The organism is Rhodospirillaceae bacterium, assembly GCA_018662005.1.
Classification (GTDB): domain Bacteria; phylum Pseudomonadota; class Alphaproteobacteria; order Rhodospirillales; family JABHCV01; genus JACNJU01.
This window is the reverse complement of record JABJHA010000027.1, coordinates 75,320-95,121: the sequence shown is the minus strand read 5'-3', so window position 1 is coordinate 95,121 and position 19,802 is coordinate 75,320. Positions and strand designations below refer to the sequence as shown.

At 55.5% G+C, this 19,802-nt stretch carries 20 protein-coding genes; 6 read left to right on the top strand and 14 right to left on the bottom strand.

Translation table 11 applies throughout. The features are described from left to right. Positions 1 to 15 precede the first annotated feature (15 nt). Together HOL66_12040 and HOL66_12035 are read left to right on the top strand one after the other, a co-directional pair. Positions 16 to 1,059, top strand: a complete 1,044-nt coding sequence (locus HOL66_12040; protein ID MBT5244962.1) for an NAD(P)/FAD-dependent oxidoreductase — start codon at positions 16 to 18, stop codon at positions 1,057 to 1,059. Between the two features lie 104 nt (positions 1,060 to 1,163). Continuing rightward, on the top strand, positions 1,164 to 1,631 hold the full coding sequence (locus HOL66_12035; GenBank protein MBT5244961.1) for a GNAT family N-acetyltransferase: 468 nt from the start codon (positions 1,164 to 1,166) through the stop codon (positions 1,629 to 1,631). Here HOL66_12035 and HOL66_12030 read toward each other — a convergent pair. From HOL66_12030 to HOL66_11975, 12 genes are all read right to left on the bottom strand, one after another. Next, positions 1,612 to 2,088 (bottom strand): MaoC family dehydratase, encoded by a 477-nt coding sequence (locus tag HOL66_12030; GenBank protein ID MBT5244960.1) that lies wholly within the window; start codon positions 2,086 to 2,088, stop codon positions 1,612 to 1,614. The two genes, HOL66_12035 and HOL66_12030, sit on opposite strands and share 20 nt — an antisense overlap. Positions 2,089 to 2,116: 28 nt before the next feature. Beyond that, a complete protein-coding gene (locus HOL66_12025) occupies positions 2,117 to 4,477 on the bottom strand; it encodes a PAS domain-containing protein (GenBank protein MBT5244959.1) in 2,361 nt (786 codons plus the stop codon). A gap of 260 nt (positions 4,478 to 4,737) precedes the next feature. Next, entirely contained in the window at positions 4,738 to 6,033 is a 1,296-nt protein-coding gene (locus HOL66_12020; protein MBT5244958.1) for an adenosylhomocysteinase, read from the bottom strand. Between the two features lie 334 nt (positions 6,034 to 6,367). After that, entirely contained in the window at positions 6,368 to 8,125 is a 1,758-nt protein-coding gene (gene ptsP, locus HOL66_12015) for a phosphoenolpyruvate--protein phosphotransferase (protein ID MBT5244957.1), read from the bottom strand. Next, positions 8,122 to 8,406 (bottom strand): HPr family phosphocarrier protein, encoded by a 285-nt coding sequence (locus HOL66_12010; protein MBT5244956.1) that lies wholly within the window; start codon positions 8,404 to 8,406, stop codon positions 8,122 to 8,124. Before HOL66_12010 ends, ptsP begins: the two co-directional genes overlap by 4 nt. Then, the gene (locus HOL66_12005) at positions 8,403 to 8,810 is read right to left on the bottom strand and encodes a PTS sugar transporter subunit IIA (GenBank protein ID MBT5244955.1); all 408 of its coding nucleotides are present in this window, start codon (positions 8,808 to 8,810) and stop codon (positions 8,403 to 8,405) included. Before HOL66_12005 ends, HOL66_12010 begins: the two co-directional genes overlap by 4 nt. Beyond that, positions 8,811 to 9,731: an RNase adapter RapZ gene (rapZ, locus tag HOL66_12000; GenBank protein ID MBT5244954.1), complete on the bottom strand. Its 921-nt coding sequence runs from the start codon at positions 9,729 to 9,731 to the stop codon at positions 8,811 to 8,813. A 15-nt stretch (positions 9,732 to 9,746) separates the two neighbouring features. Further along, complete coding sequence (locus tag HOL66_11995) at positions 9,747 to 10,199, bottom strand: hypothetical protein (protein MBT5244953.1); 453 nt, start codon at positions 10,197 to 10,199, stop codon at positions 9,747 to 9,749. Between the two features lie 32 nt (positions 10,200 to 10,231). After that, the gene (locus tag HOL66_11990) at positions 10,232 to 11,842 is read right to left on the bottom strand and encodes a HAMP domain-containing protein (GenBank protein ID MBT5244952.1); all 1,611 of its coding nucleotides are present in this window, start codon (positions 11,840 to 11,842) and stop codon (positions 10,232 to 10,234) included. Between the two features lie 32 nt (positions 11,843 to 11,874). Continuing rightward, on the bottom strand, positions 11,875 to 12,567 hold the full coding sequence (locus HOL66_11985; protein ID MBT5244951.1) for a response regulator transcription factor: 693 nt from the start codon (positions 12,565 to 12,567) through the stop codon (positions 11,875 to 11,877). Between the two features lie 137 nt (positions 12,568 to 12,704). Next, positions 12,705 to 13,292, bottom strand: coding sequence for a copper chaperone PCu(A)C (locus tag HOL66_11980; GenBank protein ID MBT5244950.1), 588 nt, complete (start codon positions 13,290 to 13,292; stop codon positions 12,705 to 12,707). A 92-nt stretch (positions 13,293 to 13,384) separates the two neighbouring features. Beyond that, on the bottom strand, positions 13,385 to 13,783 hold the full coding sequence (locus tag HOL66_11975) for a DUF2946 domain-containing protein (protein ID MBT5244949.1): 399 nt from the start codon (positions 13,781 to 13,783) through the stop codon (positions 13,385 to 13,387). 128 nt (positions 13,784 to 13,911) lie between these two features. Here HOL66_11975 and HOL66_11970 point away from each other — a divergent pair, with 128 nt between their 5' ends. The 3 genes from HOL66_11970 (at position 13,912) to HOL66_11960 (ending at position 17,025) form a co-directional block, all read left to right on the top strand. After that, positions 13,912 to 14,631, top strand: coding sequence for a heme iron utilization protein (locus HOL66_11970; protein ID MBT5244948.1), 720 nt, complete (start codon positions 13,912 to 13,914; stop codon positions 14,629 to 14,631). Between the two features lie 97 nt (positions 14,632 to 14,728). Further along, positions 14,729 to 15,058: a hypothetical protein gene (locus tag HOL66_11965; protein ID MBT5244947.1), complete on the top strand. Its 330-nt coding sequence runs from the start codon at positions 14,729 to 14,731 to the stop codon at positions 15,056 to 15,058. Positions 15,059 to 15,195: 137 nt separating this feature from the next. Then, on the top strand, positions 15,196 to 17,025 hold the full coding sequence (locus HOL66_11960; protein ID MBT5244946.1) for a phosphoenolpyruvate carboxykinase (GTP): 1,830 nt from the start codon (positions 15,196 to 15,198) through the stop codon (positions 17,023 to 17,025). 2 nt (positions 17,026 to 17,027) lie between these two features. Here the strand turns inward: HOL66_11960 and HOL66_11955 are convergent, their stop codons facing one another. Both HOL66_11955 and HOL66_11950 read right to left on the bottom strand, forming a co-directional pair. Beyond that, the gene (locus HOL66_11955) at positions 17,028 to 18,035 is read right to left on the bottom strand and encodes an ion transporter (GenBank protein ID MBT5244945.1); all 1,008 of its coding nucleotides are present in this window, start codon (positions 18,033 to 18,035) and stop codon (positions 17,028 to 17,030) included. Beyond that, positions 18,025 to 18,417, bottom strand: a complete 393-nt coding sequence (locus HOL66_11950; protein ID MBT5244944.1) for a DUF423 domain-containing protein — start codon at positions 18,415 to 18,417, stop codon at positions 18,025 to 18,027. The genes HOL66_11955 and HOL66_11950 overlap by 11 nt, the downstream gene beginning before the upstream one ends. Positions 18,418 to 18,534: 117 nt before the next feature. Between HOL66_11950 and HOL66_11945 the strand changes: the two genes are divergently transcribed. After that, a complete protein-coding gene (locus HOL66_11945) occupies positions 18,535 to 19,797 on the top strand; it encodes a GGDEF domain-containing protein (protein MBT5244943.1) in 1,263 nt (420 codons plus the stop codon). Positions 19,798 to 19,802 lie beyond the last annotated feature (5 nt).

Here is a 19,802-nt window from a genome sequence, read left to right as displayed (position 1 = left end):
GATGGCGGAGTTTCCATGTCGAATCAGACAAATTTACCAAATAGGACAGAAGCGGCGGATGTTGTCGTCATTGGCGCCGGCCCTGCCGGGTTGTTCAGTATTTTTGAATGCGGCATGTTGAAGATGTCCTGCCATGTTATCGATGCCCTTGACGCCATCGGCGGGCAGTTGTCAGCGCTCTACCCGGAAAAACCGATTTATGACATTCCGGGCTTTCCCAAGGTCATGGCCGCCGATCTGGTCCGCGATCTGGAGGCCCAGGTGGCCCCGTTCGATCCGGTGTTTCATCTGGGTCAACAGGTGGTGACGTTGCTGGAATATGATGAAAACCGCTGGTTGGTAGAAACCACCAAGGGCACCCGAATCAACGCCGGGGCGGTGATCATCGCCGCCGGTGTCGGCGCTTTTGGTCCCAACCGGCCACCACTTGAGGGCATTGAGAGCTACGAAGGCCAGGGCGTTGGCGTCGGCGTTCATTATCTGGTCAAGCAGCGCCAGGATTTCACCGGTAAAAAAGTGGTTATTGCCGGTGGCGGCGATTCGGCGGTCGACTGGGCCCTGTCGCTGGCCGATGTCGCAGAGAGTTTGGCGATTGTCCACAGGCGGCCAAAGTTCCGGGCCGCACCCGGCAGCGCCGACAAACTGCAAAAACTGGCAGATGACGGGGTGATCGATCTGGTCGTGCCGTTTCAGCTTGCCGGGCTCGAAGGTGACGCTAGCAAATTGCAGGCAGTTGTTGTGGCTGATCTTGACGGTAACCAACGAACCCTGGAGGCCGACGCCCTGCTGCCGTTCTTTGGCTTAAGCCAGAATATAGGCCCGATTGCCGACTGGGGTCTGAACCTGGATCACAACCACATCACTGTCGATCAGGCAAGCATGGCCACCTCAAGGCCCGGAATTTTCGCCATTGGCGACATCATTGATTACCCCGGCAAGCTGAAGCTGATTTTAAGCGGGTTTGCCGAAGCCGCGACGGCGGCTCATTCGGCGCGCGCTCACCTGCATCCGGGCGAAGAGCTACATTTTGAATATTCGACCACGCAAGGCGTTCCATGATCGACATCCGCCCGGCAACCTGGAATTCTTTCGAGGGTGTGATGGGCGAAAAGGGTGGCTGCGGTGGTTGCTGGTGTATGTTGTGGCGGCTTGCCAATAAGCAGATGGAAGCACAGATGGGTGAAAAAAACCGTCGCGCCATGAAGGCTGTTTTCCAGTCGGGGGAAGTGCCGGGGCTGGTTGCTTTCGATGATAAAAAACCCGTCGGCTGGATTCAGGTCGCGCCACGGGAAAAATTCCCAAGGCTGGAATCTTCAATAATTCTAAAACCCGTTGATGATAAGAAGGTATGGTCGGTATCGTGCTTCTTTGTTCACAAAAGCCACCGCAAACGCGGGGTATCTTTGGCCTTGCTACAGACGGCCTGCGACTTTGCAGAAAAATCCGGGGCCTTTATCCTCGAAGGCTATCCGATTGAGCCAAGCAAGAAACCCTACCCGCCAGTCTATGCCTGGGTCGGGTTCGCCGATGTTTTTTTGCGGGCCGGGTTTAAAGAAGTTCTGCGCCGTTCCGAAACCCGGCCGATCATGCGCAAAATACTCAAGCAGCCTGCTAGGCGCGACAGGCGGTGAAGTTGACGGCATTAAAATCCATGACCACAACCTGGTCCTGATTGAGAACCTCGACAAAGGATTTGACGATGCCGCGGTCAGGTCTGGATTGCGAGCGCCGACATTCAGTGATCTTAAGGCGAACGGACAGCGTATCGCCGGGGCGGACCGGAGCCAGCCAGTGCAGGTTTTTCAGGCCCGGGGAACCCATGCTCGATTTATCTGATAAATAATACGGCACCATCATACTCATCATCAATGACCCCGTATGCCATCCGCTGGCGATCACGCCGCCGTAAATGGTGTCTTTGGCGCCATCGGGGTCGATATGATAGACCTGCGGGTCAAAACGTTTGGCGAAGTCAATAATTTGGGCCTCGTTAACGGTCACGGAACCGAATGTCAGAACCATTCCTTCAATGTAATCTTCGAAAAAACGTTCCTGATAGGGTGTTTCAAACAAGCTTGTCGATGTCATGTTCTATTTTTCCCCTGTTTGTATTGAATTAGCCGCTGACAACCGACAGGTCCGGTTCCTGGGCCGCCCCGGCACCGGTTGCAGGAAGCCTGCAGGTGATGGTCGTGCCCCTGCCTTGTGGGGATTTGACCTGAACTTCGCCACCGTGCAGTTCGACGAAACGCTGGACCAGCGATAACCCCAGTCCGACCCCCATCTGCACGCCTTCACCGCTTGGTGTGGCGGCATTGCCGGCATTATCGAAGGTCGAGAAAATATCCAGTTGCTCGGCCTGGCTGACGCCACTGGTCAGACTGGTGATCATGAAGCTGACAAAGGCGTTATCTTTCTCGCCGCTGCGGACGGCTTGCAGGTGGACTGTTCCACGGGCAGGGGAGACGTTGACGGCGTTGGACAACAAATAGAACAGCACCTGTTTCAGACGTTTCTCGTCAGCGACAATCCAGCCGATGTCAGGCGGGCAATCAAAATCGATTTCAAGGCTTTTACGGCGCGCCCTTTCATTGGTCAGGTTAAGAACCGAAGCGAGCATGGAATGAATTTCCACCGTATCGAGTTCCAGGGTCATCATGCCGGCTTCGATACTGGCCATGTCGAGAATGTCATTGATGACGTTGGTCAGTCCCTGAGCACTGTCGAGAATGCCCTGACAGTATTCCTTTTGACGGACGTTCAAATCACCAAAATATTCCTGGGCGAGAATGTCGGCAAAGCCCTTCAGGGTGGTCAGCGGGGTGCGCACTTCGTAGGAAACGTTGGCGATGAATTCTGATTTCAGGCGGTTGGCCTGGGACAGGGCTTCGGCCCGCTGGCGCAGGGCCGCTTCGACCCGGGCGCTATCGGAAACATCCAGATAGCTAAGCAGCACCGCCCCGTCGGGCAGGGGCACACTGGAATATTCAAGGACTGCCCCATCGCTTAATTGAAGGCGACCGCCAGCCGCCTGACGACCGCTAAACTGGGCGACCTGATCTTTCACATAAGCCTGCCATTTTTCATCGCTGCTGTCTTCAATACCGGTGATCAGAGGGCGTGTCGCATTGATGATGTCGCTAAGATGCGGATCACCAGCCAGAACGGGTTCGCCAAGGTTCCAAAGTTCCGCAAATGCCGGATTGGAAAGTTTCATCCGACCATCACTGCCAAACACGGCGATGCCTTCATAGAGATTGTCCAGGGTTTCGCGCTGCACGGCGTTTAGGGTTTTGAACGAACGCTCAAGGGCAAGACGATCACTGACATCTTCATAGGAATAAACCAGACCGGCGGGCTCGTGGGGGGTGACAACACAGCGCAGTGTTCGTCCGTCAGGAAGATGCAGCAGTTCCTCGTGGGCCTTATCAAGGGTGTCAAACAGAGTGTTTTGTTGCTCCTTGAAGGCGCGGAAGTCGGCGACTTCGGGCAATTGTCTGCGTTCTCGCAAACGGTCGAGAATTTCACTCAAAGAGGGCTCGCCAGCCAGCCAGTCGGGATCGAAACGCCAAAGGGAGGCGTAGGCATCGTTGCAAAATGTCAGTCTGCGTTCGGGTCCGAAAATGGCGATGGCGGTGCTCAGGTTATCGAGGACTTTTAGCTCACTCTGTGTGTTTTGTGCCTGATATTCCCGGGCAAAGCCGATGGTGCCGCTCCAGCCACGAGCCGGAACTTCACTAACCTGGAATTGCTTGGGCTGGGCTTCCATGTCAAAGGTATGCAACTGGGTCTGCTGCCGGTTTTCTGTACGCGCTTGCGCGGCCAGGGCCCGACTGTCATCACTGGCGGCGATGGTGGCGGCGGCACGGTTGGAAAAAACGACATCCAGATTGCCGTCCCTGATCCACACCGCCATGGGCAAGGTATCGAGCAATTGATGGAAATGTTCGTGTGCGGCTGTGTCCGCGGATGGCTTGTCTTGTGGTTGCGGGCGCGGCGCCTCGCTGACATCGCGCATCCACATCAGATCGTCCAGGGGTTTGCCTTCGATGGTCGAGGCCCGGGTTCCGGTTGCCTGAATGGTCCGCCCCCCCAGCTTTAAAAGCAGGTCGAATGATGCCCCTTGCCCGTGCAAATCATTTACGGCGCGCTCAAGGGCGCGGGCCTCTGGCGCGTCAAATTTGGCCTGTACATCAGTGAAGCGGGCACCGGTCCCGGCGTTCAGGCCGAGCAAAACGGCGAGTCGTCGTGAGCAGCGCTCCTCACCCTTTGCATGGTCCCACATAAAAAGGCCATCAGGTGCGGCGGCGAGAATTTCACGTCCCTGTTCGGCGTCACTGGCCAGGTGAACATTATTGCTTTGCAGTCGTTGCATCCGTTTTACAAGCCACAACAGTAACGGCACGGCCAGCGCCAGCACGGCGAGAGCACCGAACGCGAAAGCCAGAACAGGCGCATTGGTCAGGGAATCAAACACGGGGAGAATCTTAAAGCGCGACGGGCAATAAGAAAAGGGTGGGGATTAAGGATAGCTCTATATTAAGGATCAAGCCCCTCATGCGCCGGGCGTTCACTCCGCTCTCTTGGCTGGGTCTCTGGAAGTCAAAATAAAAATGGCGACAGGAGAATATCCTGTCGCCATTTAAACTTGGTTCCCCAAGCCCGCGACTGCGGGCCGCCGCTTATGCGGCGAGCCAAGGGGCCGGACGGCCCCGCCCGGCGCCTGAGGGATAGATATTAATAACGGTAATGATCGGGCTTGAACGGGCCGGTTTTGCTTAAGCTTACATAGTCGGCCTGCTTGTCGGTCAGGACGGTCATTTTGACGCCCAGTTTGTCCAGATGCAGGGTCGCGACTTTTTCATCCAGATGTTTGGGCAGTACGTAAACTTCGTTTTTGTAGTTGTCCGAATTGTCCCACAGTTCGATCTGGGCCAGCACCTGATTGGTGAACGAGGCGCTCATGACGAAGCTGGGGTGGCCGGTGGCGCAGCCCAGATTAACCAGACGGCCCTCGGCGAGCAGGATGATGCGCTTGCCATCAGGGAATTCGATTTCATCGACCTGCGGTTTGACGTTGTGCCATTTCAGATTGCGAAGACCGGCGACCTGAATTTCCGAATCGAAGTGGCCGATGTTGCAAACGATGGCCCTGTCCTTCATTTCACGCATGTGGTCAACGGTAATGACATCCAGGTTGCCGGTGCAGGTAACGAAGATATCGCCAGTTGCGACGGCGTCTTCCATGGTGGTCACTTCGTACCCTTCCATGGCCGCTTGCAGGGCGCAGATCGGATCGATTTCGGTGACCCGAACGCGAGCCCCCTGATTGCGAAGCGATGCTGCAGAACCCTTGCCAACGTCGCCATAACCGGCGATCACGGCGATCTTGCCGGCCAACATCACATCGGTGGCGCGCTTGATGCCATCGGGCAGGCTTTCGCGGCAGCCATACAGGTTGTCGAATTTCGACTTGGTCACCGAATCGTTGACGTTGATGGCCGGAACTTTCAGCGAGCCTTCCTTGACCATTTCATAAAGCCTGTGAACGCCGGTGGTGGTTTCCTCAGACAGGCCTTTGACGTCATTCAGCAGATCCGGGTAATCCTCGTGCATCATCAGGGTCAGGTCGCCGCCATCATCCAGAATCATGTTCGGACGCCAGCCGTCTGGACCTTCGATGGTTTGAACGATGCACCACAGGAATTCCTCTTCCGTTTCACCTTTCCAGGCGAAGGTTGGAATTTCGGCCTGAACCATGGCCGCAGCGGCCTGATCCTGGGTGGAGAAAATGTTGCACGAGCTCCAGCGCAGTTCAGCGCCCAGTTCAACGAGGGTTTCCATCAGCACGGCAGTCTGGATGGTCATGTGCAAACAACCGGCGATGCGTGCGCCTTTAAGGGGATTCTTGCCTTTGTGTTCGGTGCGCAGGGCCATCAGGCCCGGCATTTCGGTTTCGGCGATGGCCACTTCCTTGCGGCCCCATTCCGCCAACGACATGTCGGCAACCTTGTAATCGGTAAAAGCGCTCATTGATGCGGCTCCTGATACGAATTTTTGAGTAAATAAGAGGGCGGGTTTAGCAGGGTATAAGCGCCTTCGCAAGGCTCATTAAGGATCAAGCCCCTCAAGCGCCGGGCGGGGTCTCCGACCCCTTGGCTCGCATAAGGATCAAGTCCCTCAGTCGCCGGGCGTTCGCTCCGCTCTCTTGGCTGGGCCTCTGGAAGTTTAGTTTCAAATGGTGACAGGAGCTTTATCCTTAAAAGGCCGGGCTCACATACTTTCTTCAAGCCCTCGACTACGGGCCGCCGCCACTGCGGCGAGCCAAGTGGCCGGACGGCCTCGCCCGGCACTTGAGGGGAAATAACTAGGCGAGCGCGTTAAAATCATCCACCAGCATATGAATACGCCCGGCGTCGACCTGGTCCATGATAACCCGGGCGCGGGCTTCGGCCGCCAGCAGGTCGAGATCGCGGATGCGCTGTTTGACGCGCGGGATTGATGCCGCCGTCATGGAAAGTTCCCTCAGGCCCAGCCCCAGCAACAAGGCCGTGAAACGCGGGTCGCCCGCCATTTCACCGCAAATGCTGACCGGGATTCTGGCCCGTAAGGCCGCTTCGGCGGAAAACTGGATCAACCGCAGCACTGATGGATGCAAGGGGTTATACAGGCTGGCAACCTGCTCGTCGGAACGGTCAATGGCCAGTGTGTACATGGTCAGATCGTTGGAGCCGATGGCAAAGAAATCGGCGACCTGGGCCAGAGCGTCGGCCGACAGCGCAGCACCGGGAACTTCGATCATAACACCAACGGGCGGCAATTCAGCAGCCATGGCGATCTTGCGGCGTTTCAGGTTTTTGGCCATTTGTTTGATGATCTCGCGGGCTTTGCGGATTTCACTGGTGGTTGTGACCATGGGCAACAGAATGCGAACCGGCCCTGCGGCGCTGGCTCTTAAAATTGCCCTGATTTGGGTTTCAAAGACTTCCACATGGGCCAGAGACAGTCGAATACCGCGCAAACCCAAGGCTGATGAAACACTCTCGCCAAATCTGTCGAGCAACGAGGCGGCGATTTTTTCACCGCCGACATCTAGGGTGCGGATGGTTACCGGATGTCCGTCCATACCCTTCACAATGGTGTGCAGGATTTCGTACTGCTCGTCTTCACTGGGGATGTCAGGCCGGTTCATAAACATGAATTCGCTGCGTAGTAGGCCGATGCCGCCAGCACCCGCCTGGCCAATAGGGCCCAGTTGCACCGGCAGTTCCATATTGGCCTGAAGCCCCACTGCAATACCATCGCGGGTTACCGCCGGCTGATTGCGCATTGTGTTGAGGCGCTTGGTTTCCTGATGGATTTCCTGTTGGCGGCGTTCGTAAGCGGCAATGGTCGCCGGTTTCGGGTTAATGACAATGCGGCCCCTGTCGCCGTCGACAATAATGCGATCGCCGCTTTTTGCCCCTTGCAGCAATTCGGCGGCGCCAAGGACGGCAGGCAGGCCAAGGGCGCGGGCCATGATGGCGGTGTGACCTTCAGCGCCACCCAGGGCTGTCGCAAAACCGACAACGCGGGCCGGGTCAAGCTGGGCAGCATCGGCAGGGGTCAGTTCCTCGGCGACGATGACCGATCCTTTGGGGGCCTTGTGTGTGGAACGGCTTGGTTTCTTTACAAGGTTACGGATCAGGCGCGCAGCAACCTCGCGGATGTCGTCCAGGCGGGCAGCCAGATAGGCATCATCCATCTTCGAGAAAGCGCCGGAAATTTCCGTCAGTTCCGCGTGAACGGCGGCCTCGGCATTGATGCGCTCACTGGCGATGCGATTTTCAGCGCCCCGGATCAGGCGGGAACTTTTAAGCATCTGGATGTAGGCATCGAGCAGTATTTCCATTTCACCGGCAGCCAGTCCGGGCAGTGATCTGGCCTTGGCGCGCAGTCGGCCAATCTGCCTGCGGGCCCCTGAAACGGCGGTATGCAGACGCTCCAGTTCTTTATCGATGCCTTTGACGGGGATGGAATATTCCGGCACATCAATAGCACCGCTTTCGCGCTCGTGAACATCACCGATGCCAATGCCCGGCGAAACGCCCAGTCCGATGAAGGTTTGTTCCCTGGGCAGCACTATTCTTCCTCGAACTTGTTGGCGACCAGTTCCATAAGGGTGTCCAGCGCACCCTGCGCATCGACGCCGTTGCAGGCAATTTCAATCTCACAGCCGGTGCTTGCGGCCAACATCATCAAGCCCATAATTGAATGTCCCGATACGGTCTGGCCTTGCCGGCTGACGGCGATGTCCGCCTTGAAGACGCCTGCCGTTTTGACAAATTTGGCGGCGGCGCGGGCGTGCAAACCTCGTTGATTCAGGATTGTAGCGGTGCCGGTAAATTGCCCGGTATCACCATTCATGCCGGTTCCTGGCTTAACAGTTGTGAGGCAATGTTGATGTATTTGCGCCCGGCTTCCTGGGCGCTGCCAGCGGCTTCCATCAGGCTTTCTGTTTTTCTGACTGAAACAAGTTTAATCAACATCGGCAGATTAATTCCGGCAATGACTTCAACATTTGCCTTGTCGATAACAGAAATGGCCAAATTGGACGGGGTTCCACCAAACATGTCAGTCAACAAGACGACGCCCTTTCCCTGATCGACTTTGGTGATGGAAGCCAGAATTTCCTTGCGTCGTTGCTCCATATCATCATCCGGGCCGATGCAGATCGTCTCAACATGCTCCTGCGCGCCAACCACATGCTCCAGGGCATTGATGAATTCGTCAGCAAGACGACCGTGGGTGACCAGAACCATGCCAATCATTTAATCAGTCCCTTTGTTCAAGTCTCGATGCAACAGATGAACCTGACGCTCTTCTTGTTCAATCCACCGGGCTAGCTTTTCGGCGACATACACTGAACGGTGACGACCGCCTGTACATCCCAGGGCTATCGTCAGGTAACTTTTACCTTCCGCCGCGTAACGCGGCAACAAGGGACTTAAAAAAGCGGTCAGGTTATCGAAAAAAATCCCGAAGCCGGCATCCCCGGCGATGAAGGCGCCAACAGCGTCGTCCTTGCCGCTCAAGTCCTTCAGGGCAGGATCATAATGGGGGTTGGCGAGAAAACGCACATCAAAAACAAGGTCGGCCTCACGCGGCAATCCCTGACGGTAGGAAAACGAGGTGACAAAGACACTCAAGCCGAAATCGTCTGCAATATCAAAGTGACCGCTTAAAATTCTCTTCAGTTCACCGGGCCCAAATCGGGTGGTGTCGATGACCACATCGGCGCGGTCTCTTAGCGGTGACACCAGTGTGCGCTCGCGGGCGATCCCGTCACTGACCGGTCGATCCTGGGCCAGTGGGTGGCGATGTCGGGTTTCGGCGTAGCGTCGGCGCAGTTCGTCGTCATCACAATCAATGAACAGGACTTTGGCTTCAAGCGAACTCTCCTCGAACATGCTGTCCAGTTCGCTGATGAAGGTGTCGATGGCGAACCCGCGGGTGCGAAAATCGACACCGATGGCGATCGGACGCTGGAAACCATCTTGTTGCGGTGGCTTAACAAGTGCGCCCAGCAGCGTTAAGGGGACATTGTCGATGGCTTCATAACCCATATCCTCCAACGCTTTCAGGGCTGATGTCTTGCCGGCCCCGGACATCCCAGTAACCAGCAGCACGCCAAGCACCTTGCCCGGGGTTGCCTCACTGAAGGCCGGTATGGAGATCGCGTCATCGGTCATGATTGTCGGCTCTGTTTAAGGAACATGCACAATGTCGCCTTTTACCCGACGCACGATAAGGCGGACCTTTGCCGGGGCCGATGCTTCAAACGGGGCGAGACAAAAGCGGGCAACGGGCAGGCCCAGAAGCTCTACGGTTTCGTCGTCAGGTAAACGTTCGACATCACCGGCCATGTCCAGGTCGATGACGACGCCAAGTTCGGCTTGCAGGGCGGCGCCGATTTTCAGCACCCCGACACCGCGGACTTCAATCAAATCCTTGATCGGTTCGGGGGCGCGTGCACTCAGCTTGCCGTTGTCGACGGACAGTTCCGTGTAGTCATCGGCGATCAGCCGGGCCCCTTCATCGATCAGGCGTAATGCCAGATCGGATTTGCCACTTCCCGGGGGACCACACAAGAGGACACCAAGACCATCGACCTCGACACAGGTGCCGTGCATTTTTTCAGGCGTTTGATTTGTCATGATCAGGGAAGGGTGCGGTAAAAATTGGTTAAGAGTCAACCTTTTGGCAGGGTTATTTTAAAGCGCGCACCAATGACCCGATCATTTGCATCGACACGGTTTTCCGCCGTTATGGAGCCGTTGTGGGTTTCGACGATTTGCCGCGAGATGCTCAGGCCGAGCCCGGAATGGGTGCCAAATTTTTCGGCCTCGGGGCGCTGGGTGTAGAAACGCTCGAAGATCGTGTCCAGTTTGCCTTCGGGAAGACCGGGTCCCTCATCATCGAGTGTAATGCTGACCTGGCTGCCCAGATCGTCCGCTTCAATGAATATGGAGCCCTTAGCCGGGCTGAAGGACAGGGCATTGGCCAACAGGTTGGCGAAAACCTGGCCCAAGCGGCTTTCGATACCAACGATGACCATATCACCTTTAGCGTTGAATATAATATTACGATCCGTCATCTCATTGCGGGCATCAACCAGGACGGCGAGCAGTTTGTTCAGATCGACGGGACGGGTTTCGGCCTTTGACAGTTCGGCATCAAGGCGCGAGGCATCGGATATGTCACTGATCAATCGGTCCATACGTTCAACATCGTCAAGAATGATATCCATCAGTTTCTTCTGCTGCTCGGGGTCGCTGACCCGGGCTGCGGTTTCCACGGCGCTGCGCAAGGAGGTCAGGGGGTTTTTGATTTCGTGAGCCACATCGGCGGCAAAACTTTCAATGGCGTCCATACGCTCCCACAGGGCTTCGGTCATATCTTTCAAAGAACGTGACAGTTCACCAATTTCGTCACCACGGGAGGCAAAATCAGGAATTTCATGTTGCCGGTGATGGCCATGACGGACCCTTTCGGCGGCCTCGGCAAGACGGCGCACGGGCCGGGCGATGGTGCTGGCCAGGTAAAGGGACAGCAAAATGGTAACGCCAAGGGCAACGGCAAAGACTTTAAGAATATTGATGCGGACCTCGCGAAGCGCCTGTTCGATGTTATCGGAATTTCTGGTTAGCATCAGCGCGCCGAGCACTTGTTTGTATCGTTGCACTGGCACGGCGACGCTTAACACCATGTCGCCGCCGGTTGTTGAGCGGACGGCGTAACCTGATTCGGCAAGCAGGGCAGCGGCCGCTTCCGGATAATCTTCAGCCTGTTGAAGGGTCTTTTCCCGATACGGCGGTATGGCCCCGCGTCCGGGCAGAAGGGTCAGAAAATGCTCAAAGATATCAAGAGTTTTGCTCATTATCGTGACGTCGCCGGAATCTTCGCCATCCGGTGGCGGCAGGGTTTGACGTTCTACCGTATTGCGCCTTTGCGAGGAGCGTCGGGTGTCGGCGATGAGGACTCCATCGGGGGCGAACAGTCGGGCCCGGCCACCGGTTGTCTGGACCAGACGCTGGACCATGCTGACGGCTACGCGCGGGCGCAGTAATTGACGACCCGATGGAACATCCTCGGCAGTGCTTTCACCAAGGGCGGCGGCGAGAATTTCCGCGTGAACCCTAAGAGCGGTCAATTCCGAGGCAACCAGGCTATCGCGGTACTGACCCAGATAGAGCAACCCGGCGACCAGAATAGCCAGCGCCAGCACATTGATTGCCAGAATGCGGCGGATAATTGGCGATGTCAGCCGGGGTCGTCTGGGCAGGGGGGCGTCGGATGTCATGGCTTTAGTACGTCTCCCCCTCCCCGATTTGGTTAGTCTTCGCGGTAACGATAGCCGACCCCGTAAAGGGTTTCGATTTGCTTGAAGTCGGCGTCATGAGCGCGAAATTTTTTACGCACCCGCTTGATGTGCGAATCGATGGTGCGATCGTCGATATAGATATGTTCCCCGTAAGCAAAATCGATCAACTGGTCACGGTTTTTGACATGCCCCGGATGACGGGCAAGGGCTTGCAGTAAAAGAAATTCCGTTACCGTGAGGACGACTTCCTCACCTTTCCATGTACATTGATGGCGGGTCGCATCAAGGGTCAGATTGCCACGCTTGACGACATTCTCATCACTTTCCGGGGTTGCTGATTTTTCAGTCCGTCGCAGGATAACATTAATCCGTTCTATCAGCAGACGCTGGGAAAACGGCTTGGTGATGTAATCATCCGCACCCATGCGCAAGCCAAGAAATTCGTCAATTTCATCGTCTTTTGAAGTCAGGAAGATAACCGGACATTTTGAATCGGCGCGGATTTTCTGCAACAGCTCCATACCGTCCATGCGCGGCATCTTAATGTCGAGCACGGCAAGATCGACGGGATTGCGGTTTAAGCCGGCAAGTGCTTCCTCGCCGTCAGAATAGCAATTTACGGTAAAGCCTTCGGATTCCAGCGCCATTGAGACGGAAGTCAGAATATTGCGATCGTCATCAACCAGGGCAATGGTTCGGGACATGAAACGGCCTCGTGCAACTTGGTTTAAACATGCCGCCAGTGTGCGGCAGGTTCTTATATCAATTAGCTTTGTGGCGAAATTATAGCCGCAAGCGCCTGATACCCAAGGATGAAATCAACACGAGGCCGATGTCATCGTTACTGAGCCTCTGTGGCCCCTTCTTTCATATGCTCTTCGTGCATTTTCTTGTGTTCAGCGTCTTTCATATGCTCTTCATGCATCTTCTTATGATTTTCGTCATCCATATTATCCATGTGCATCTTGTGATTCATGGCTCCCATGGCCCCGACCTTGCCAACATGGACCATGATCGTCGCCTTGCCGGCGTGTTTGAAAGTCAGGGTCAGGGGGAACATATCGCCCTCGTTCAGGGCTTCTTTCAAATTAAACATCATAATGTGAAAGCCGCCGGGCTTGAGTGTGGTCATGCCGCCTGCCGGAATGTCGATGCTCATGATCTGGGTCATTTTCATGACGCCGTCTGTCATGGTGTGTGTATGCAATTCAGATTTTCCGGCGGCAGGCGTTTCCACCGCAACCAACTGGTCGCCTGCGGTACCTTTGTTGGCAATGGTGACAAAGGCGCCACCGGGGCGGTTGGCGCCGATGGTTGCCCGGCCCCAGGCCTTGGAGACGGTGATATCGCCAGCGCTGACATTTTCGGCGGCGTGGGCTGTGTTCAGGGTGAATAAAAAGAGTGCAATAAGGGTGGAGAGTATTTTCATCTGTCTTAAGTTCCTTCGGATGGGGAAAGTATACATCAAAACGTCTCCCCGTTGGCCGGGGGATTTAGACGCTTCTATAATTCGATTTGATGTCAGACAGATACTGGCGGGGCGCGGGCGTGGGCGCGCGATATCAGGCGACCATTGCCGATATCGCTTTTGGTATTAATAACAAAGGCAAGGTGATCAAATTCGCAAGCGCCAGGCTCGGCAAGTGGTGAAAGCAATACCGATTTTGCCGAAGAAAAGCCCAGGCAGACCGGGCAATCAAGGGTGTTTGGGGTTTGCTCGGGTGCGGGCTCGGAGGTGCCGCGCTGCATGGCTTTACAAAGCACCATATAAAATGGCGTCTGCATGTCATCTGTGACGCCTGAAAGAGGAATGCCCTGGGCCACCGGCGCCAGCATGGGCAGGGCAAGGGCGAGGACGGCGAGCCAGGAAACAAACTGGCGTCGGGTTCCTGGGCGTCGGGTTTTAACAGTCGGGTGCATTGTAAAGTTCTATATATCGAGCTGTTCTTTGCGAGGCCGGACAATGAGTGGTTGTGTCGGTACAAGCAATAGAAAAATTGCTACGACCATACCTTGACGCCAGTCAAACCGGTCGTCACATTTGAAAAATGAAGAAAGATGAAACCCCGGATATCCAGGTTATTTCCCGCGCACTGGTCCGGCGCTGCCGTTCGGCGACATTGGCCAGCGCCCTAACAGGGCGTCGTCAGGGCTGGCCCTATGCATCACTGGTAACTGTCGCCTGCATGAGCGATAGCAGCCCTGTCCTGTTGTTATCCACATTGGCCGACCATACCCGCAATCTTCTGGAAGACTGCCGCAGCGCTCTGTTGTTCGAGGAAGCCTCAGGTCTGGCAAATCCGCAAACAGGCCCCAGAGTGACCCTGACCGGCCGGATAAAACCAACGAACGATCCCGTTGCTGCTCGCCGCTTTCTGGCCCGTCATCCAGAAGCTGAACGATATGCGGGATTTGCCGATTTTGGTATCTACCGCATGAAGGTCGAACGAGCCCATTATGTCGGGGGTTTTGGCAAGGCCAACTGGATGGGGGCGAAAAAGTTTCTCTTTGACGCCAAGGCTTCCGGCAATGTCATGGCGGTGGAACAACGACTGATCGAACGCCTGAACCAGGAATATGGAGAAACTCTTTCTGACATGGTCGGCAAACCGGGAAAACAGTGGCGGATCGGTGGAGTCGATCCTGAAGGGCTCGATTTGATATCAACCAAGGCATTTCGGCGGCTTGATTTCCTTCAATCAGTACGTTCAGGGCGCGGGGTGCACGGCGAAATGGCAAAATTGGCTAATAAAATGAAAAAATTTTAAAAAAATCCAGAATTGAGACTTTAAAAATGATCACGAATCCGCTTCAATGACTCAGAAGATAGTTCGATAAGATCAGGGGACGGCGAAGAGTGACTAAATGTTAGGAATTACTGCAATTATTGCCGTTATTGCTTTAATGGCTGCCATGGGGGCTCTCTGGATGGTTACAGAAGCCGTCAAAAAAATTGATGGCCGCACCCGCCGTACCGTCGATAACCAAATGAAAGGGATCAGGAATTCCTTTTCCGAACTGGCCGCCCTGACCCAGAAGAACTCTAAAACCCAGGAAGCCATGGTCAGCAGGATTCGTGATCTGGTCAAAACCCGTGAAGCTGCTACCGTTGAGTTGGAAGCCTTAAAACGTAAGGTTGATGCGATGAACGCTCAGCCCTCGGCAGATAGCGCAGGAACCCGACGCAGAGCCTGAGGCTATCTTGGGCTCCCCCATTTATCCCCAGAAAACAGCCAAACCTTGGCCGATCCCGGTTGTCAGAGCATTGATTTGTTCGTATGTTTTATGGCATCGAAATTGCTGAAATCTCGCTATTCCCCTAGGAGAATCCCATGACCACGACAGGTGAAGACCGGACTTCCAACACAAAATTACTGGCCTGGGTCGAGGAAATGACGGCGCTGTGCAAACCTGACAGCGTCTACTGGTGTGATGGGAGCGAAGCTGAATATGACCGCCTTTGCCAGCAGATGGTCGATGGCGGCACTTTGATCCGCCTCAATCCGGATAAGCGCCCGAACAGTTATCTGGCCCGATCGGACCCCCGCGATGTCGCCCGGGTTGAGGACCGAACCTTTATTTGTTCCGCCAAAGAAGCCGACGCCGGCCCCACCAACAACTGGTGTGAGCCGACTGAAATGCGGACAAAACTGAACGGCTTGTTCGATGGATGCATGGCTGGCCGTACCCTGTATGTGGTGCCGTTTTCCATGGGGCCACTGGGATCACCCATTGCTCATATCGGCGTTCAAATCACCGATTCCGCCTATGCGGCGGTAAATATGAAAATCATGACACGCATGGGGCAAAAGGTTCTCGACATTCTGGGCGATGGCGATTTCGTTCCCTGTATGCATACCGTTGGTGCGCCTTTGCAAGCGGGCGAGGCCGATGTGACCTGGCCGTGCAACGATGAAAAATACATCGTCCATTACCCCGAGGCCCGCGAAATCTGGTCTTTCGGCAGCGGCTATGGCGGAAACGCCCTTCTGGGCAAGAAATGCTTTGCCTTGCGCATTGCCTCGGCCATGGCCCGAGATGAAGGCTGGCTGGCCGAACACATGCTGATTTTGGGCCTTGAAAGCCCGGAAGGTGAGAAAACCTACATCGGTGCTGCTTTCCCCAGCGCCTGTGGCAAAACCAATCTGGCCATGTTGATCGCGCCGGAAGGTTTTGAAGGCTGGAAAGTCCATACGGTCGGCGACGATATTGCCTGGGTCAAGCCGACAAGTGATGGCACCTTCAGGGCGATCAATCCGGAAGCCGGTTATTTTGGCGTCGCACCGGGTACGTCCTATCAGTCAAACCCCAGCGCCATGGAAACCGTTAAGGCCAATTGTATCTTTTCCAACGTCGCCCTGACCGATGATGGCGATGTGTGGTGGGAAGGCATGGACGGCGAACCCCCGGCCCACGCCATCGACTGGCGCGGAAACGACTGGACCCCGGACAGCGAGACCCCTGCGGCCCATCCCAATTCCCGTTTCACCGCCCCTGCGAGCCAGTGCCCAAGCGTTGACCCGGCCTGGGAAGATCCTGACGGGGTCCCTCTTTCAGCATTTGTATTCGGTGGCCGTTTGTCGACCACCTTTCCGCTGGTGTTTCAATCCTTCGACTGGCAGCACGGGGTTTATCTGGCCGCCACTATGGGCTCCGAAGCGACTGCGGCAGCGGTTGGCCAGGCGGCCATACGACGCGACCCAATGGCGATGCTGCCGTTTTGCGGCTACAACATGGGCGACTACTGGCAGCACTGGCTGGGCATGGAAAGCAAGGTCGACAAAGCGCCTGCAATCTTCCGCGTCAACTGGTTCCGCAAGGATGAGAACGGCAAGTTTATATGGCCCGGTTTTGGCGAAAACATGCGGGTGCTGAAATGGATTGTTGAGCGTGTCCGCGGTCGTGCCGAAGGTGTTGAAAGCCCGTTTGGCATCATGCCCCGTCACCAGGATATTACTTGGGCTGGACTGGATTTTGATGTGGATACTTTTTACAAGCTGATGGAAATCGACCGTGCTGCGGGTCAGGCAGAGGCTCAAGATCAAACCGGCCACTTCGCGAAATTCGGGGACAGCCTGCCCGGCGAGATGGAACGCCAACGCGGTCTTCTGCTCGATCGTCTGGAACAGGCGCCTGAAGTGTGGAAACTGGAAGGCTCCTGAGCTTAACCTTCGGTCGGGATTTTCAGAGCTTTACCACAATGGGGACACTTGCCGGCGATGTCTCCGCTGAAGCGCATTTCGGTTTCGAGAATTTCTCTGGCATCCTGGGCGCGTATGCCCAGATCCTCGCGGACTTCTTTCAGGGTGACTTCTTCTTCATCAGAAATGACGCCGTCTTCCAGTGCCGTTTCGACCATGTCGGTATATTTTTTGCGCCGCCGGTGTAATTCGTTGGAAAAACCCGAAGACAACAAACCAGCGGGCAGGGCGACCATGCCGATACCCAGGATACCGATAGCGGCCCCCATCAGTTTCCCCCACAGCGTCACCGGCACCACATCACCGTAACCGACCGTGGTCATGGTGACCACCGCCCACCACATGGCGGCGGGAATCGAGCCAAAGGCTTCGGGCTGGGCTTTATGTTCGGCAAGATAGGCAAGACTCGCCGTCAATACCAACATCAGCATTAACACGAACATTGCCGCACCAATGGCCCGGCCCTCATCGCGCAGTACGTTGAGCAACAGTGACATTGACGAGGAATAACGGGTCAGTTTGAAAATGCGGAGCAGACGTAAAACCCTTAAGAACCGCAGGTCGAACTGGATAAAGAAACCCAGATAGAACGGCAGGATAACAAACAGGTCAATCAGGGCCATGGGACTGAGCATGTAGCGAAGGCGTCCCAAAATGGGATGGCGGTAATCGATCTCGTCGTCATCAACTGACGACCACACGCGCAACACATATTCAAAACTGAAGATGATGATGGAAAAAACTTCGAACCAGTAAAATAGGTTTAGCCATTCCTGATCAAGACCGGGCAGGGTTTCAAAAATAACGGCAGCGACATTAAGGGCGATCAGGGTAATCAGGCAGCCATCAATAATGCGCCCGACCTTGTCATGGGGCATCGAGATATCGAGGATTTCATGGGTCCGTTGTCGCCGGGTTGAAGCACCAGTCCGATTGGGATAGCCAAAGGGATTGTTCGTTTCAGGACTCATCGTTTGCCCTTCTGGATTTCCAGCCACAGACCATCAGCGTTACCCACCCGGCCATCATCAACCAGCCGCCGGCAGGCGCCGCCCCTTCAACAATGACGTAACCAATCAGGGCATACAGGTACAGGGTGCCTGAGAACAGAATGATACCAAGGCTAAAGGCGAGACCGGCAAAAAGCGGTAATTTTGAAGTCTTGAACGCCGCTTGTGAGGCGATCCAGGCGACACCGGTCAGGGCCAGGGCGTGCCACATCTGGTAATCGACCCCCATCATGAAGATTTGCCTGATCGAGTCATTTTCGCCCAGACTGTGCCAACCGTAAGCACCGGCACCAACCCCTGTGGCGCCAAAAAAACCGGCAACAATTAACCAAAGTCCTGACATGGCGACTCCTTGAAGCATAAAGACCAGCTACCGGTATAACGAAAAGAAATTAACGTAATATTGAAAGTTACCGATTGTAATCAGGGCTGGCATTGACAGGAGACGCCCGGGTCGGGCGTGGTTGGTTCGCCCATGTTGGGATTTCGCAAATCCATTACCGCCTTGCTGGCGCCGGGCTTGCTGGTGGCGCTCTCTCTGATGATCGCCGGCGGGCATGTGTCGCTGTCTGTGTCTTTGCAGGATATTCTGCCCCAAATTCCTTACTTTTTGACGATTTTGGCGCTGGTGCTGGGGTTGTGGTTCAAGCGCGAACGGGTCATTTTTAGCGCCCTGCCGCTGGGGCTTGCCAACGTGGCCATGCTCAATGCGTGGCCGCACGTACCGGCAAGCGGGCCCATGTGGCAGATCGCCTATCCTGCACTCTGTCTTTTTCTGCCTGTCTATTTACTCTCCGTGGCTTTTTTCAAGGATCGCGGCTTGTTGAGTTTCAGTGGTCTGGTCCGCGTGCTGTGGCTGTTCCTGCCTTTTGCGGCGGTCCTTGTCGCCGTCGATAACGCGGTTTCATCTGATGCCCAGGCGCGCATGGCCGCGGCGCTGCATTTCAGGCCTTTTTCGACGGATCTGGATTTTTGGAGTCACTTGCCGCAACCGGCGATTTTATTGTTTGGCGGGGCGACGCTGTTTTTATGCGGCCGCTTTCTTTTTTATCCCACACCCACGGAAGGGGCCATGTTGGGGACAATGGCATCGGCCTGGGCGGCATTGCATCATGTTGGTGACGGGGTGATGTCCTCGTTGCTTTTAAGCACGGCGCTTTTGCTGTTGATTGTGGCGGTGGTGCAGGATGCCTACCACATGGCCTTCCTTGATGAATTAACGGGTCTGCCGGCGCGCCGGGCCATGAACACAGAACTGGGTCGCCTGGGGAAGCGGTTTTCCGTGGCCATGGTCGATGTGGATCACTTTAAAAAATTCAATGACACCTACGGCCATGATGTTGGCGACCAGGTGTTGCAGATGGTTGCCATGAACCTTGCCCGTGTTACCGGTGGTGGCCGCGCCTTTCGTTATGGTGGCGAAGAATTTGCGGTGCTGTTTCCGGGCAAGGATGTTGAAGGGGTAGGCGCGCATTTGGAAACTTTGCGCGGTAGCATCGCCACTTCGACATTTACCCTGCGGGACAAAGAGCGTCCGGAAAAAATGCCGAAAGATCAGAAAAAAACAGGGACTGCAAAAAAATCTGACACGGTCAGCGTCACCGTATCCATCGGTGTCGCGGGGCCATCAGATGGTGCGGATGATCCTGATGAGGTTCTGAAAGCCGCCGATAAGGCGTTGTATAAAGCCAAAAAGGCTGGCCGCAACCGGGTTTCTGCTTAGAGAAC

Excerpts from the sequence above, each read along its gene's own strand:
- HOL66_12040 (MBT5244962.1), top strand. The coding sequence starts at position 16 with ATGTCGAATCAGACAAATTTACCAAATAGGACAGAAGCGGCGGATGTT.
- HOL66_12035 (MBT5244961.1), top strand. The coding sequence starts at position 1,164 with ATGGAAGCACAGATGGGTGAAAAAAACCGTCGCGCCATGAAGGCTGTT.
- HOL66_12030 (MBT5244960.1), bottom strand. The coding sequence starts at position 2,088 with ATGACATCGACAAGCTTGTTTGAAACACCCTATCAGGAACGTTTTTTC.
- HOL66_12020 (MBT5244958.1), bottom strand. The coding sequence starts at position 6,033 with ATGAGCGCTTTTACCGATTACAAGGTTGCCGACATGTCGTTGGCGGAA.
- HOL66_12010 (MBT5244956.1), bottom strand. The coding sequence starts at position 8,406 with ATGAATGGTGATACCGGGCAATTTACCGGCACCGCTACAATCCTGAAT.
- HOL66_12005 (MBT5244955.1), bottom strand. The coding sequence starts at position 8,810 with ATGATTGGCATGGTTCTGGTCACCCACGGTCGTCTTGCTGACGAATTC.
- rapZ (MBT5244954.1), bottom strand. The coding sequence starts at position 9,731 with ATGACCGATGACGCGATCTCCATACCGGCCTTCAGTGAGGCAACCCCG.
- HOL66_11990 (MBT5244952.1), bottom strand. The coding sequence starts at position 11,842 with ATGACATCCGACGCCCCCCTGCCCAGACGACCCCGGCTGACATCGCCA.
- HOL66_11985 (MBT5244951.1), bottom strand. The coding sequence starts at position 12,567 with ATGTCCCGAACCATTGCCCTGGTTGATGACGATCGCAATATTCTGACT.
- HOL66_11980 (MBT5244950.1), bottom strand. The coding sequence starts at position 13,292 with ATGAAAATACTCTCCACCCTTATTGCACTCTTTTTATTCACCCTGAAC.
- HOL66_11975 (MBT5244949.1), bottom strand. The coding sequence starts at position 13,783 with ATGCACCCGACTGTTAAAACCCGACGCCCAGGAACCCGACGCCAGTTT.
- HOL66_11970 (MBT5244948.1), top strand. The coding sequence starts at position 13,912 with ATGAAGAAAGATGAAACCCCGGATATCCAGGTTATTTCCCGCGCACTG.
- HOL66_11965 (MBT5244947.1), top strand. The coding sequence starts at position 14,729 with ATGTTAGGAATTACTGCAATTATTGCCGTTATTGCTTTAATGGCTGCC.
- HOL66_11960 (MBT5244946.1), top strand. The coding sequence starts at position 15,196 with ATGACCACGACAGGTGAAGACCGGACTTCCAACACAAAATTACTGGCC.
- HOL66_11955 (MBT5244945.1), bottom strand. The coding sequence starts at position 18,035 with ATGAGTCCTGAAACGAACAATCCCTTTGGCTATCCCAATCGGACTGGT.
- HOL66_11950 (MBT5244944.1), bottom strand. The coding sequence starts at position 18,417 with ATGTCAGGACTTTGGTTAATTGTTGCCGGTTTTTTTGGCGCCACAGGG.